Below are 13937 nucleotides of genomic sequence, written 5' to 3'. Positions count from 1 at the left end.
CATTTCTGTAGTCATACTAACGTTAGCCGGGTCTTAAATATGAGATCTGGCTTTTTCGTGCGAAATGGATTGGATTTTGTCCTTTTTAAATGAACTTAAAAAGGAGAAATGAAATCATGATGAGTAATTCTGTAAATGACATGAACGTTTCAATTATGTCCAGTTTTGCCGGGAGTAAAAAAGTGTATGCTGAAGGATCTAGACCCGATATTAAAGTACCTATGCGTGAAATTAAGCTAAGTCCGACTACAGGGTCATTCGGCGAAGAAGAGAATCCGCCTTTACGAGTTTATGACACAAGCGGTTTTTATACGGATTCAGATTATCCCATTGATATTCGTAAAGGTCTGGCCCCGATTAGACGAAGCTGGGTTCTGGAACGGGAAGATGTTGAAGAGTATGATGGCCGTGAAATAAAGCCCGAAGATAACGGGTATAAAAAAGTTGAGTCACAATCCAATGCCGACGTTTTTCCGGGATTGAAAAGAAAACCATTGCGTGCAGTGAAAGGGCAAAACGTAACCCAGCTCCATTATGCCCGTAAAGGTATCATCACTCCAGAAATGGAGTTCATTTCGATCAGGGAAAATGTGGCCCCTGAGTTTGTAAGGGAAGAGGTAGCTAGCGGGCGGGCTATCATTCCAGCAAATATTAACCATCCTGAAAGTGAGCCCATGATCATCGGACGTAATTTTCATGTGAAAATAAATGCGAATATTGGGAATTCGGCTGTCAGTTCATCGATCGAAGCTGAAGTGGAGAAAATGACTTGGGCTACACGATGGGGTGCAGACAATATAATGGATCTTTCCACCGGAAAGAATATTCACACGACCCGGGAATGGATTATCAGAAATTCACCTGTGCCAGTTGGGACGGTTCCGATATATCAAGCATTGGAAAAAGTGAATGGAGTCGCGGAGGATTTAAATTGGGAAGTTTTCCGGGATACATTAATCGAGCAGGCTGAGCAAGGTGTCGATTACTTCACCATACACGCTGGTGTCCTTTTGCGATACATCCCCATGACAGCCAAGCGAGTTACGGGAATCGTTTCCCGAGGGGGCTCCATCATGGCACAATGGTGCTTGGCCCACCACCAAGAAAGTTTCCTCTATACTCACTTTGAAGAGATTTGTGAAATCATGAAGGCGTATGATGTCTCATTCTCATTAGGTGACGGCCTTCGTCCTGGATCCATTGCAGATGCAAACGATGAGGCACAATTTGCTGAATTGGAAACACTTGGGGAACTGACGAAGATTGCTTGGAAGCACGATGTTCAAGTCATGGTGGAGGGCCCTGGTCACGTACCGATGCATTTGATTAAAGAAAATATGGATAAGCAGCTGGAAGTCTGTCAAGAAGCGCCATTCTATACTCTGGGACCATTGACAACGGATATAGCTCCTGGATACGATCATATCACTTCAGCGATTGGTGCTGCCATGATTGGATGGTTTGGAACTGCCATGCTTTGTTATGTGACACCGAAGGAGCATTTGGGACTTCCGAATAAAGAGGATGTTCGGGTAGGGGTCATAACTTATAAAATTGCGGCCCACGCAGCTGACCTTGCTAAAGGCCATCCGCATGCAAGAAAACGGGATGATGCCCTTTCGAAGGCTAGATTCGAATTTCGTTGGAGAGATCAATTCAATCTTTCCCTCGATCCTGAAAGGGCGGTCGAATATCATGATGAAACTCTACCTGCTGAAGGTGCCAAAACAGCCCATTTCTGTTCAATGTGCGGCCCGAAATTCTGCAGTATGAGAATCTCCCAGGACATCCGTGATCTGGCGAAGGAAAAGGGTCTGGGTTTTGAGTCGGTAATCGATGAAGGGCTTAAAGAAAAAGCGAATGAATTCAGGAAAACGGACGGGGAAATCTATCAATGATTCCGACGAGAGGGAGAATTCGATGAATCGGGTAATCCAGATAAAAGTTGAAATGAAACAGTTGGAAAATCAATTGGAACAGCTGAAAAGAGAGCTGAACATTTTTCGGGAGAATTGTAATCATGAATTTGTAAACGATGATTATAGTCAGCAGTGTACAAAGTGCCACTTAATCGAAAGTCTGCAATGGTAGTGATGCCTTAATTGTCCTTTCATTATCTAATTCCCTTAATCATGTTGGACATTCAATCACAAAACATGATTAAGGGAATCTTTCATTACTATTTACATACTTGTTTTATTAATATGAAGAGGAGGGGGGACAAGCCAGCCTTTTTCCTTATTCAATCTTAGGAAGTCAGCACCCAATGCAGCTTTATTCGTATGGAATTGCGCAAACATCTGTGCAATATCTTCGCGGATGCATTGACCCATCATTTGGCTGCAAGCAACTAATCCTGCATTAATATCGATTGATACTGAAGTAGAGATTTCAGGATCTTGAAGACGTGCCCCGACGGGAATATCCTCCAAGTTAGCTTTAGGCCTTTCAGGTGGTGAGGGAGGCAGTCCTACATTATTTTCTTTTAATAATGATTCAAGTTGGTCATGTTCCTGTTTCCCTTGATTGATCACTTCAACAAGCAATTTATGCAGGTCCTTGTCGCCAGTTTGATTAAGCATAGTTTGATGACAGGCAATCTACCCTTGTAGTTGTTAGAAATGCCCATGTTCCAAATACTTCTCCGTAATGCATAGGCTCATCTTTCGGATTTCCGCTTAAAATTCCCATAACCATCCTTTTTGAAATTCATTAACGGGTTTAAGTTACCCTGAATTTATCCAAGCATGCATCGTTGCTGTTTGGGAAATGCTAGAGGGATTTTAATACTTAACCTTTTATTCCTTATAGCCATTCTTGATAACATTATCACAGAGCATTTCATTTCTATCCATGTCAGTAACTTGAAGCGTTCCGGCATGGATTTTTTTTCTTCCGTTTCATCAGTACAATAGAAGTATTTATGTGTCATTAGAAATCCTCCCATTGAAATAAATGTGTTTATAGTTTAAAACGTCACGTTTTTTTTATACAGAAAACATGTCTGCAGCTTAATTAGTCTTCTTGGAAGAGTTTAGATTGAATAATCCAGTTGGGGTTCAACATACTAAACTTGTTCGCATCATTGATAAAACGAGGAGGGAAATACAATGCAAAACCAATATCAACAAGGTCAAGTACACCAGAACATGCAAACGGGGGCAATTCCTCCACAAATGAATCACGGTGGTCACGAAGTATTCGATGTACATGAAGTGTTGTCGGGAACGATTGGTACTTTAAACACGTATACTCTTTTGCGTCAGCATATCAAGGATCAGGAATTACTTGACATCCTGGATCGTCAATATCAGTTCATCCAAGATGAATATAATATTTCATTGGAGTGCTTCCAAACGGGCCAGGATCCTTCTAAACGGACTCAGAGCTACAAAATGAATCAAGATAACGATTTTATATATGGATTGACACCAACGCAGCCAAAGAAACCTTTGCAATCCGTCTCGGAAATTACGGATGAATGCATTTCAGGCTTGATGCTTGGAGCTGTCAAGTCTGCAGCATCCATGAAAGCGATGGCAGCGCTTGAAATAACGAATCCGGTGGTTCGCCGCGTATTTGCAGATTCCGTTCCGAACTGCATTGAAATGGCATATGAGATTTCGATATATCAAAACAAACATCATTACTACCAAGTTCCTCAGCTTGCACAGCAGGATATGCAACAAATGTTGAATTCGTATGCACCTGCACAAGGAAATAACAACAACATGAGTCATTAAAAGCATTTGTTAAGAACATAAAAAAGGGATAGGACTAACTCTCCTATCCCTTTTTTTATCATTGTTTCATCTGATTTATTTCCTGGATGCTTTCCTGGACGAGGGTTACAGCCTGACTCATGGTGGCTCCTCCGCCAAATGCTGCGGTCACGCCAATGGCTTCAAGAATTTCTTGTTCGGAACAGCCTTGATCAAGACATCCCTTTGTATGATAGATAATACAGTATTCATCTTGAGAATATAAGCTTATTCCTAGTGCGATAAGCTGTTTTTCTTTCTGGGATAATTGACCTTCTTTAAAGCACTCTTCCGTAAATGAATTGAATTTCTCTGCGAGATCAGGCATTTTATGCGTAAAGACACCGATTCCAGCTTTATAATCACGAAGAGCATTTTCAGTAGAATTATTAGCTTCGAATTCCATTTTCCATTCAGCTCCATCCTAAATTTTTTTCATCAAAAATTAGTATGAGCTAAATGCTGGATGAATAAACAGAAACATGGAGTTTACCTAAGTAATCATGGAACCGTCCTTCCTACAAGGCAAGTGAACCCTTAGGCCGGGTGGCTTTGAACCATTGATAGCAAAGGATGCAGATAAGTGCAACGTCAATGGCATCACCGGCATAGTACATTAGCATTCCTCCATTTTCCGCTTGTTCCTTGGTGACTCCGGTTGGAGGGTGAGCAAATACATATTTAGAAAGGATATCATGGCCGGCTAGTGAAATTGTAAATACGATAGCTCGAAACATGAAGCTGAACCTGTGTGGCGCAGGGTCCATATAGATCATGGACGCAGTGAATAGATAGCCGGCTATGAACACGTGAAAATGCACCAAGGCATATAGAAGAGAATTTTGATGCATCAACCCATATAACCCAGTCGTATAAAGTATCCAGAGTCCCCCAATATTAAGCGCGGAAGCAGTGATTGGATGACTTAAAATTCGCAGCGGCCAACTTTTCAACAACTTTGAAAGGAGTCTTGCTGATTGTACATCAAGTGTTCGCAGTGCAAGAGTTATAGGTGCAGCAAGCACGAGTAGGATGGGTGCAATCATTCCAAGCAATAAATGACCAACCATGTGCGCGGTGAAGTCCAGATGCGCCCGATTGGCTATGGGGCCTATAACTGCAAAGACTGCACAAATGGTGCCAAGAATCCAAAAGAAAGTCCGGTATAAGGGCCATTTTTTATAGCGGCGGTTCGAAAATACGACAGCTGCGATATAAATAATGATAACAAGTGAGAAAAGAATCAATAAAATCGGTTCAATACCAGTTCCATTTTCATGAATATGTCCATTACTGTCCATTGCGGCCATCTTCTTTCATTTTAAGTAAGCTGCTTCTTGTTTGAATGACAAAGATAATGCCGATCAGTATCATGATTGCGGCTGCAATGTTCCAGATCAAGTCGTATGGGAGAATATCTACATTGTAACGGATTTGATGGAGACGCATTAGCTTGTGCTGGATGGTCCCATCATATAACTGAAAAGCACCTGCCCCAAGCAAAACTCCTCCTATCCACCTTTTCAGCCATAATCCCTTTCGGCGGCGAAGGTCAGCGAACATGAACAGAGACCCGACCGTTGCGAACCAGCTTAGGGCATGAAATAAACCATCCGAGACAAGTCCGATGCTGGATGAGGACTTGTCATAGAAATGATGCCAATGTAATAGTTGATGAAAGATGGCCTCATCGATGAATGCCACCAATCCGATCCCGAATAGAAAACCGGACCATAGATTACGAGCGGAATAAGTATATCGTAATTCTGAAATGGATTGATTTTTTTGATTTCGGGGCCTGAAATCCATTTTCCCTCCTCCTTTTAAGTTTCTTTATAATGTGGTTGGTTTTCCTATATATGGTTCTTCTACTGTACCCTGTATTGTAAAGTTATAGACAGGTATATGGATCTTTTTAAAGCTTATTATTGATTCATAGTCCTAAAATAATCCTTGGATTTTTAGTTCAATGTTCATTGTTGATTGCATGTAAATTTTTTTCAAATTATTGTTCGTTATAACTGGATCCATGTTTCAAGCATGGGCAGGCGGGTAATAAAAACCTAGAAAGTCAACTATTAAAAAAAGGAGGAGTTAATTTGTTTCGTCATCAAAAAGAATTGCAATTTGAAGTTAAGGTAGAGCGGCCAGATCCGATGCTTGCACGTCAAATTCAGGAAGTGTTAGGTGGACAGTTTGGGGAAATGACTGTCATGATGCAATATCTTTTTCAGGGCTTCAACTGCCGTGGAGAAGAAAAATACAAAGATATGCTGATGGATATTGGTACAGAGGAAATTGGACATGTAGAGATGCTTTGTTCGCTCATTAGTCAATTACTTGATGGCGCTTCTCCGGAAGATCAGTCAGAAGCTGCAAAAGATCCTGCCACAGCAGCAATCATGGGTGGAATTAATCCCCAACATTTGCTCGTAAGCGGACTTGGCGGACTGCCAACAACTCAAATGGGGTGCCTTGGAACGGATCTTATATTGTAGCGAGCGGAAATCTATTAGCGGACATGCGATCGAATCTCCATGCTGAAAGCCAAGGACGCCTTCAAGTGGCCCGCTTATACCATATGACCAAAGATGAAGGGGTACGTGCTACCTTCCGTAAAATGTTAGCCCGTGATCGTTACCACCAATATCAATGGATGGCGGCCATTGCAGAACTTGAAGAAAAAAATGGCGTTGTCGTTCCCGCGTCATTCCCACCGGAAGCGGAAATGGAATCTCAACCGGAAGCGTACGAATTCTGGAACTTGTCAGAAGGTAATGAATCAGGAGACGGCCTTTGGGCAACAGGAAGCGCCCCAGATGGTACGGGAGATTTTGTTTATGTTGCTGAACCAGTTGCAAAGGGGCAGATTCCTAACCCTAAGGTTCCGGCAGCACAATTGCATCATGACCTGGATAGAAGTCAATCACTTAATAAAAGGTAATGGAAACTTTTCAAAAGAGGCTCGATGGCCCCTAAAGGGACATCGGTTTTTTTATGTTTACAAAATCTGATTATTTGCCTGTGGGTATGTTTTGGAGTAGCATAGTGTTCATCTTCAAGACAACTTTATTAAAGGATGGACACTACTTTAAATAGTAAGAAGTGGGACAAATGAAAGCAATAGGTGCGGAAAAATTACTATTTAAAGATCTTTCCAAGCCCACCCCGGAAAAGGTCGAATATTAATTAAGGTGAAAGTTTTTGCGATAAATAGAACGGATATTATTTCACGAGAAGGGAAATCCGGTTATATGGCCAATCTAATATTGGTGAATGAAGGGTCTGGGTAAGTGGTGAAAGGGAAAAGGTGGAGCTAATGGCAGATTTATTGAAGAATGAAATATGGACAAAGTATAATGAATATATACAAAGTCAAGATACTCTTCGTCGGTATCTGTCTAAGGGGGAATCTTAATGAATGAACTGAATGCATTATTCAGGAAAAGAATAGGGCTCCAGGAAGATGTGAAACTGACATTTGAGAAATTAGATGAAATGCTGGAAAAGACAGCGAAAACCATTCCTTTTGAAAACTTATCGATCATGGCATCCCATTTGAGTGATATTAATAAATCGAATATCATGAACAAGGTCCTCGTGAGGAATGAGGGTGGATTATGCTATGAATTGAATGCAGCCCTTTATTTTTTCCTGAAGGAAAATGACTTTGATGTATTCTTGGTACGGGGTGTCATCTATAATCAGGGGTGGATGACCATAGGAAGGACCCATGTCACCATTCTATTGAACCATGAGGGGAGAACCTATTTGATCGATACGGGTTTTGGCGGGAATCTGCCTTTAAAACCAGTTCCGTTGAACGGGGAAACGGTCGTTTCCCAAAATGGTGAATTCAGGATAAAAAAAGAAAGTACCGACCATGGAGATCATATCCTTGAATTGAAACTGAAACATAAAGATCGCGATTGGAGAATAGGGTATGCTTTTGATTCTTCAAAACCAGTAGGAAATGTAGCGGAACTTAATGAGGTCCAAACGATCATCAGGGAAAATCCCCAATCGCCATTTAATAAACATCCATTAATCACCCGTTTGACAAACAGCGGGAACATCACTTTAACTGATACATCCTTTACACGGTGGGAAGATGGGAAAGTGACGAAAGAAGAAATAGATGGAACACGATTTAAAGAGTTAATGAAACAGCACTTCGATAGATAGTGGATAAAAAGACTGTCCATTCCCGACAGTCTTTTTTATGAATACCGGCGGCCAGGCTGCGGAAAGGAAGCGAAATTCGAAAAAAACGTAGGCAAACTCGCTTTTTTCGAATTTGCCTACAGTCTAAATAATCCATTACGGAAGTTTTTAATATTTATTCAATAAATTCGAATTCAGTGGGGTGAGAAGGATATGGAGAGGAAGAATCGATTGGTTTTTACTAGATCGAATACAGCTGCTAAACGAAAATTCGATGAAGCGATCACCATTTTGGAATATAGCGTAATGCTCGTTGAACTCTTTGGATTAGAAGAGTTCAACAATATAATTGCCGGACAGTTAAGGCTGATTTTATGTGAAACGAAAAATACGCGCATTAAGCGGGAAAAGGTCACGATTGACCAATCCTTAATAAAGAAAATCAATCCTAACCCGAAATTGTATCCCATTAAAGACTCCATTCAAATGAGCAATGTTCATATCACGGAAGACCTCTTCGATTATACTAAACAGAGGATTGAGCTTAAGCTTTGGAGAAATCAAATTATCTATAAAACCGACATTGATGGGGAAATCCAGGAAATTAAAATCATTGATTTTATTAAGGAAACAGCTAATAAGATTGGCGGTGCGCAAGCTGAATCAAGTTTCCCTAATAAGTCCATTATTTCGGATGGACATACCAAAATCATGTTAATAGGTATAGCGAAAGGGTTATTCAAATCCATAGGCAGGGATTATAAAAAACATGCCTCCATGAACCTTTCGCATATCATGCAAAAAATCGAACAATCAACTTTGGGAGACTAGACATAAGAAGGACTTTTGACCAAGTCCTTCTTGCTTGATTACCAGGCAATATCCGGAAGGATTGATCACCTCAAATACCCTCTATCAATAATCCATCCTTTTTTACCTCTGTTAAACTACGCGAGAGCATGCTGTTCACTTTTATTATGAAATAATTAAGGTTATTAATATAGAAGAATGGTGAATTCCCTGATTACAAACAAACATGGGGGGCCTTATGTATAAATGTAAAGACTTAATAAATTTACACTAAAATGCAGCTATGGATGATTGAGATAATTTATAATGATATTCCGAATATAGTTTTAGACATTATTGGAAAAATAGACTAAAAATAAAAAGAAAGAGATGATGATATGAAGGATTTTGATGGAAACCTTCCTGACGAATGGCTGGAATTAGTCACATTGGCAATGAAATCGGATATTACAAAAGAGCAATTCAAAAAGTTTTTGCAAGAAAAGTCGAATAGCAATAAAAGTAAAGATTGTGGTGGTTAAATAGAATTCTGTTAGGTGATTTTTCTATGACGTGGAATGGTTCTTCTTTTTTCAGATCTTTAATAATAACGCTATCAGGTTCAATTCAGGCAAGACTATTGTAAAAAAAGTATGAGGTACCATTACTTTTTCCACGAGTCACTCCATATTTTCTGCATATTTAATTGGTAAGATAGATGCAATCATAAAGGAGGTTTACTCAATATGAAAAAAAGAACAAAATTGCCTATCATCCTATCATTATTGGCAGCGCTGTTTTTAATCCTTGGCGCATGTTCCAACAGCGATGATAAAAACAAAGAGGATAAAGAAGAAATGGGACATAGTGAAATGGATATGAACCATTCTAGCTCGGGTGATGTTCCTGAAGGATTAAAAGCTGCAGAAAATCCAACATATGAAGTTGGAAGTCAAGCGATTATCAAATCAGGTCATATGGAAGGCATGAGGGGGGCTGAAGCAACAATAGTGGGTGCATTTGATACGACTGCTTATGCCATTTCGTATACGCCTGCAACCGGCGGGGAAAAAGTGGAAAATCATAAATGGATCATACACGAAGAAATCAAAGATGCAGGAGAGAATACGTATGAACCCGGAGCGAAGGTCACAGTAAATGCTTCTCATATGGAAGGGATGAACGGAACAGTCGCTGAAGTTGAATCTGCTGAAAAAACAACTGTTTATATGGTCGATTATACACCGACTACGGGGGGAGAAAAGGTAAAGAACCATAAATGGGTAACGGAAAGTGAATTATCGGCATCTGAATGATTTAACATCATGATTTGCAAAAAGGAAGAAGAAAATAAGCCTTGGTTATCCTTAATGGTTCCTTTTTTACCAGGAACGTTTTTTTTAAAAGTTGTAATCAACTCGCTTTTCTTCGAGTTTTTCTACAGTCTGAAGGAATGGCAAACAAGCCATTCCTTTTTTGTGAATAATCATTTTTGGAAATTATTGTTTGTGGGGAATTGTAAAATTTTAGTATATGTTAATGTGGATATATCAAAATGTGAAAAATGGGGTGCAAATATGTTGACTGGATTAACCATTAGGCCTTTTATCGAAAATGACTATGAGGCGCTGAGCAACTATTGTTTACCTAAAGAACAAGCAATCTATACTTCTTTACCTTTGAAAGTTATCGAAGACTTCAGAAAGGATAAATATAACCTCCCCATGGTCATTTATTTAGATGAGGATTTGATCGGTTGTTTTGCCTTATATACGGATAAAGCGGGAAATCAATATACAAGTAATGAGAATGCGGTTCTTCTTAAATCATTCTCCTTGGATTTGCGCCATCAAAAAAAGGGGCTGGCTTTTAAGACTTTAAAAGTGTTGCCTGAGATGATCAAACTAAGTCATCCAGATAAAAATGAGATTATACTAACAGTGCATCATTCGAATGTTCCAGCGATAAATTTATATAAAAAAGCTGGATTCGTTGACAAAGGATACAGATTTAAGGGGGAAGAAGGGGAGGAATTTATTTTCCATTTTGCTCTGGATTAAGGGAGCTTTAGATAACTTCCGGAATATATAGAGGGCAGTGGGACGTGTTGGCAACCTCGGGTAGTATGATAGAAGAAAAACGTTCTCCCATAATAGGTAAACGATAGGGGGACCAATCATTATTAGAGGTATAAAGGAGATGCGAATCCCCAAAAATACCTAGTCCCCGGTATGGATGGAATTTAATTAAACTTCCATACACAGTAACTTAAAAATGAAAGAGTGGTTAAACGCAAAATAAGCATCTTAATGATGCTTATTTTTTGGAAGTTCTCCATCCATCCAACCTGCTATGCAGGAAAATTTTCACCATTAATATGGATACGGCATATTCAGAATTCATGGTATCCATCCTACAATTTCTAAAATGGTCAGAACAATCTCAAAGACAATGAGAATCACAATGATCCATTCAACGAAAAGTCCCCTGATCGAATGGCTGATGTTAGAAAACCCATCCATAATGTTATATAAAATTTCGGTTTTACTTTTCAAGATTTTATACCGATCATTCAATTCAAAAAAATCAAGCATTCTGTCATAAAATTCGCCAGCAATACTGCTTGTCCATGTAATATCAGGTTTATCCAGAATCATGATATACGCTAGGGTATTGTACTCGTGACGAACGATTTTTGCCGTCGTCCTCGCTAATTCCTTGTTGCCGATTCTCAGTTTGCCTTTTTCCAGCCGGTCTATCATGGCTTCGAGCTTGTCGTGGATTTTTCCGAGTTGTTCCTCTGTTTTTTCAAGTGCCACCGATTTAGCGAGAATCGTGGAAATTAATTCAGGATAGAAAAATTCATATTTAGGCACAACTACATATTCGTCTGTCAAATTGATGTTTTCAGTTTCACTGAAGTGAAGTCTGTAATCGTCTGTATATTTGTCTACATTAACGAGATCAATGTCCGGCTCGAAAGAATGGATAAAGGATGAAAACTCCTTAATCTCATCCGCGTGTGAATAATTAATGAAGACAATGCTGCCAAAGGAGAAAACCAGCACCTGTTGCGATTCGTCCACATTTTTATTAAGGATGGAACTTAGAATATCGCCTTTAAGGATTAAAGGCTCTTCCCAGGTGAATTTTTTAGGAATGCCGCAATGAATGGCAATTTTGTTCAAATCAATTTCATTAGTGATTGCACATGCTTTAAAGGTAATGGGTTCCATCTATATCACTCTCTTCAGCAAATTGGTCTTTTTTCGATTCTATTCTATTCTTACAAAAACATGCTTGAATAATTCTTGAAGGTAGAAAAAGGTTACTGATTGGTCCTTGGACCCAATAAATCCCATAAAGGATATGAGCTTTTGGTTTTATGCTCTACACTCCCAGGTCTTATTAACAGACTTAAAATATAATAGTTTATATGTAAGAGGGCGATTATACGAATGCTGATCCTCCCGGTTATGTCATTACTGAAATTTAACAAAAATATATAAAAGTTCATGAAAACTTTACTTATATTTACAGAATTCTCATATTGATGTCAATATTCAGTAATACATGTTTGTTATAATCGATTGACGGTTTTAAAAGTGATTGCAAAAGGGTCTTCTAAAAATCCTTCATTTACAGATGAGTAGCAGGCTGATTGAAGATGACTGAATAGTAGGAGTGAACAAAAATGGAGGAATCTATAAATCTATATGAGCTTACATTTAGTGAAAAAGATAGATATGTAATCATTACGAATGCTTATCCACATGAAGATCAGTTATATCGGAATGGATTTATCCACAGAAGAGTCAAGGCTTATCTAGATGAGGGTTTGAAGGTCGATGTCTTTGTTTTGCATCCTGCCTATAAAAAAGCAGAAAAATATACGTATGAAGATGTGCCTGTTTATCGAGGAACTGAACAACATCTGCGCATTTTCTTAAATCATAAAGTACATAAAAAAGCGCTCATTCATTTTGTTAATCCAAAAATGATACAAGCGATAAAAGAAACGAACACAGATTTACCGATTATCACCTGGATACATGGATTTGAAACGGAGGCATGGCATAGGAGATGGTTTAATTTTCTTGAAAGCCCTGAAAGCTTGAGGAAGATACTTGAAATGTCGGAAGACTATTATGTAGAACAGCTTTCTTTTATGAATTGGTTTTATCAAACGAATGAATTGGATACAACCTTTGTTCATGTTTCCAAATGGTTCAAAGAACATATTGCGGAATGTGACGCAAGAACAGAATCGAAAAATTCAGTAATCATTCCTAATGTAATAGATGACAATCTGTTTACCTTTATGGAAAAGCCCGTTGAAAAGCGGACAAAAGTCCTTTCAATCAGGCCATATGCTTCACGAAAATACGCCAATGATTTATCGGTGAAAGCGGTGCTGGAACTATCGAAGAGACCATACTTCGATAAGTTGGAATTTGGATTTTATGGTGATGGGAAATTGTTCGATCTAACCGTTGAGCCAATCCGGGATTTTGAGAATGTAACGATTCATAAAGGTTTCCTATCTCAGGAGCAAATCGCTGCATTACATAAGGAGTATGGAATTTTCCTTTGCCCGACCCGTTTGGATTCTCAAGGTGTTTCAATGTGCGAGGCCATGTCCAGTGGGCTAGTGCCGATTTCAACAGATATCACGGCAATTCCGGAATTCGTTAAACACGACGTTTCTGGCCTTCTTACAAAACCTGAGTCTCCTATCGATATTGCGGATGCAATAGAGCGCTTATATTACAACTCGGACGTATTTTTAAGAGTGTCAAAACAAGCTTCTCAGTCGATTCGTGAAAAATGCGCGGTAGATGTTGTTATTAAAAGAGAATTGGAGATTATCCAAGGTTAAATGAGGGGAGTTTTTTCAATATGGACGAACGAAACGAATATTGGAAAACTATGTATGAGGAACTTGAATTACAAATGAAAGACATGATGTCCATGACATTGGAGCTCATAGAGGCAAGTGGCACTGAAAAGCAAAAAATAATTGAGAATATGACAAAAGAAAATAATAGGCTGCGGGAAGAATTAGAAAAAAGTAAGATGGCCCAAATAGAAAATATTAAGCTTAACAAAGAAATGCGAAGACTTAAGTTATTAGAACACAAATTCAACGTTACATATGCAGGGAAATTCACGCTAAAATATCTTGCGCTTAAATCATCTATTAAAGAGCAAATAAAAAAATAA

The 13937-nt window shown here is 39.1% G+C and carries 15 protein-coding genes and 2 pseudogenes; 11 read left to right on the top strand and 6 right to left on the bottom strand.

The features are described from left to right. The first annotated feature begins 116 nt into the window (after window positions 1-116). The gene (gene thiC, locus ACQKFG_RS04675) at window positions 117-1898 is read left to right on the top strand and encodes a phosphomethylpyrimidine synthase ThiC (protein ID WP_427556643.1); all 1782 of its coding nucleotides are present in this window, start codon (window positions 117-119) and stop codon (window positions 1896-1898) included. A 22-nt stretch (window positions 1899-1920) separates the two neighbouring features. Beyond that, window positions 1921-2091, top strand: a complete 171-nt coding sequence (locus ACQKFG_RS04670) for a hypothetical protein (protein WP_427556640.1) — start codon at window positions 1921-1923, stop codon at window positions 2089-2091. Window positions 2092-2183: 92 nt separating this feature from the next. Here ACQKFG_RS04670 and ACQKFG_RS04665 read toward each other — a convergent pair. Then, window positions 2184-2691, bottom strand: a pseudogene (locus ACQKFG_RS04665) (DUF3231 family protein). 46 nt (window positions 2692-2737) lie between these two features. Next, window positions 2738-2932 (bottom strand): hypothetical protein, encoded by a 195-nt coding sequence (locus tag ACQKFG_RS04660; RefSeq protein ID WP_427556637.1) that lies wholly within the window; start codon window positions 2930-2932, stop codon window positions 2738-2740. 178 nt (window positions 2933-3110) lie between these two features. Between ACQKFG_RS04660 and ACQKFG_RS04655 the strand changes: the two genes are divergently transcribed. Continuing rightward, window positions 3111-3743, top strand: coding sequence for a spore coat protein (locus ACQKFG_RS04655; protein WP_260287322.1), 633 nt, complete (start codon window positions 3111-3113; stop codon window positions 3741-3743). Window positions 3744-3801: 58 nt separating this feature from the next. Here the strand turns inward: ACQKFG_RS04655 and ACQKFG_RS04650 are convergent, their stop codons facing one another. From ACQKFG_RS04650 to ACQKFG_RS04640, 3 genes are all read right to left on the bottom strand, one after another. Beyond that, window positions 3802-4167 (bottom strand): carboxymuconolactone decarboxylase family protein, encoded by a 366-nt coding sequence (locus ACQKFG_RS04650; protein WP_192207918.1) that lies wholly within the window; start codon window positions 4165-4167, stop codon window positions 3802-3804. A 112-nt stretch (window positions 4168-4279) separates the two neighbouring features. Then, the gene (locus ACQKFG_RS04645; protein ID WP_349730383.1) at window positions 4280-5062 is read right to left on the bottom strand and encodes a cytochrome c oxidase assembly protein; all 783 of its coding nucleotides are present in this window, start codon (window positions 5060-5062) and stop codon (window positions 4280-4282) included. Continuing rightward, the gene (locus ACQKFG_RS04640) at window positions 5052-5570 is read right to left on the bottom strand and encodes a DUF2243 domain-containing protein (protein WP_349730384.1); all 519 of its coding nucleotides are present in this window, start codon (window positions 5568-5570) and stop codon (window positions 5052-5054) included. The genes ACQKFG_RS04645 and ACQKFG_RS04640 overlap by 11 nt, the downstream gene beginning before the upstream one ends. A 290-nt stretch (window positions 5571-5860) precedes the next feature. On the opposite strand from ACQKFG_RS04640, the pseudogene ACQKFG_RS04635 reads away from it, so the two are divergent. The 6 genes and pseudogenes from ACQKFG_RS04635 to ACQKFG_RS04610 all read left to right on the top strand — a co-directional run bounded on the left by ACQKFG_RS04635 (window position 5861) and on the right by ACQKFG_RS04610 (window position 10774). Further along, a pseudogene (locus tag ACQKFG_RS04635) lies at window positions 5861-6705 on the top strand (manganese catalase family protein). Between the two features lie 473 nt (window positions 6706-7178). Then, window positions 7179-7946 (top strand): arylamine N-acetyltransferase family protein, encoded by a 768-nt coding sequence (locus tag ACQKFG_RS04630; RefSeq protein WP_192207922.1) that lies wholly within the window; start codon window positions 7179-7181, stop codon window positions 7944-7946. A gap of 192 nt (window positions 7947-8138) precedes the next feature. Next, the gene (locus ACQKFG_RS04625) at window positions 8139-8756 is read left to right on the top strand and encodes a hypothetical protein (RefSeq protein WP_342615113.1); all 618 of its coding nucleotides are present in this window, start codon (window positions 8139-8141) and stop codon (window positions 8754-8756) included. Between the two features lie 356 nt (window positions 8757-9112). After that, complete coding sequence (locus tag ACQKFG_RS04620) at window positions 9113-9256, top strand: anti-repressor SinI family protein (RefSeq protein WP_260287328.1); 144 nt, start codon at window positions 9113-9115, stop codon at window positions 9254-9256. Window positions 9257-9460: 204 nt separating this feature from the next. Beyond that, on the top strand, window positions 9461-10030 hold the full coding sequence (locus ACQKFG_RS04615) for a YdhK family protein (RefSeq protein ID WP_427556631.1): 570 nt from the start codon (window positions 9461-9463) through the stop codon (window positions 10028-10030). A 225-nt stretch (window positions 10031-10255) separates the two neighbouring features. After that, a complete protein-coding gene (locus tag ACQKFG_RS04610) occupies window positions 10256-10774 on the top strand; it encodes a GNAT family N-acetyltransferase (protein ID WP_427556628.1) in 519 nt (172 codons plus the stop codon). A gap of 339 nt (window positions 10775-11113) precedes the next feature. Here ACQKFG_RS04610 and ACQKFG_RS04605 read toward each other — a convergent pair whose 3' ends face one another. Next, entirely contained in the window at window positions 11114-11950 is an 837-nt protein-coding gene (locus ACQKFG_RS04605; protein WP_192207926.1) for an RMD1 family protein, read from the bottom strand. Window positions 11951-12408: 458 nt separating this feature from the next. Between ACQKFG_RS04605 and ACQKFG_RS04600 the strand changes: the two genes are divergently transcribed. Next, on the top strand, window positions 12409-13593 hold the full coding sequence (locus ACQKFG_RS04600; protein WP_427556625.1) for a glycosyltransferase family 4 protein: 1185 nt from the start codon (window positions 12409-12411) through the stop codon (window positions 13591-13593). Window positions 13594-13613: 20 nt separating this feature from the next. Next, complete coding sequence (locus tag ACQKFG_RS04595) at window positions 13614-13937, top strand: hypothetical protein (protein WP_192207928.1); 324 nt, start codon at window positions 13614-13616, stop codon at window positions 13935-13937.

The sequence above is a fragment of the Peribacillus sp. NPDC076916 genome (genome assembly GCF_050269675.1).
Lineage (GTDB): Bacteria > Bacillota > Bacilli > Bacillales > DSM-1321 > Peribacillus > Peribacillus aracenensis.
The sequence above is the reverse complement of the archived record's forward strand: the minus strand, read 5'-3'. Positions and strand labels throughout refer to the sequence as shown.

Excerpts from the sequence above, each read along its gene's own strand:
- thiC (WP_427556643.1), top strand. The coding sequence starts at position 117 with ATGATGAGTAATTCTGTAAATGACATGAACGTTTCAATTATGTCCAGT.
- ACQKFG_RS04670 (WP_427556640.1), top strand. The coding sequence starts at position 1,921 with ATGAATCGGGTAATCCAGATAAAAGTTGAAATGAAACAGTTGGAAAAT.
- ACQKFG_RS04660 (WP_427556637.1), bottom strand. The coding sequence starts at position 2,932 with ATGACACATAAATACTTCTATTGTACTGATGAAACGGAAGAAAAAAAA.
- ACQKFG_RS04655 (WP_260287322.1), top strand. The coding sequence starts at position 3,111 with ATGCAAAACCAATATCAACAAGGTCAAGTACACCAGAACATGCAAACG.
- ACQKFG_RS04650 (WP_192207918.1), bottom strand. The coding sequence starts at position 4,167 with ATGGAATTCGAAGCTAATAATTCTACTGAAAATGCTCTTCGTGATTAT.
- ACQKFG_RS04645 (WP_349730383.1), bottom strand. The coding sequence starts at position 5,062 with ATGGACAGTAATGGACATATTCATGAAAATGGAACTGGTATTGAACCG.
- ACQKFG_RS04640 (WP_349730384.1), bottom strand. The coding sequence starts at position 5,570 with ATGGATTTCAGGCCCCGAAATCAAAAAAATCAATCCATTTCAGAATTA.
- ACQKFG_RS04630 (WP_192207922.1), top strand. The coding sequence starts at position 7,179 with ATGAATGAACTGAATGCATTATTCAGGAAAAGAATAGGGCTCCAGGAA.
- ACQKFG_RS04625 (WP_342615113.1), top strand. The coding sequence starts at position 8,139 with ATGGAGAGGAAGAATCGATTGGTTTTTACTAGATCGAATACAGCTGCT.
- ACQKFG_RS04620 (WP_260287328.1), top strand. The coding sequence starts at position 9,113 with ATGAAGGATTTTGATGGAAACCTTCCTGACGAATGGCTGGAATTAGTC.
- ACQKFG_RS04615 (WP_427556631.1), top strand. The coding sequence starts at position 9,461 with ATGAAAAAAAGAACAAAATTGCCTATCATCCTATCATTATTGGCAGCG.
- ACQKFG_RS04605 (WP_192207926.1), bottom strand. The coding sequence starts at position 11,950 with ATGGAACCCATTACCTTTAAAGCATGTGCAATCACTAATGAAATTGAT.
- ACQKFG_RS04600 (WP_427556625.1), top strand. The coding sequence starts at position 12,409 with ATGGAGGAATCTATAAATCTATATGAGCTTACATTTAGTGAAAAAGAT.
- ACQKFG_RS04595 (WP_192207928.1), top strand. The coding sequence starts at position 13,614 with ATGGACGAACGAAACGAATATTGGAAAACTATGTATGAGGAACTTGAA.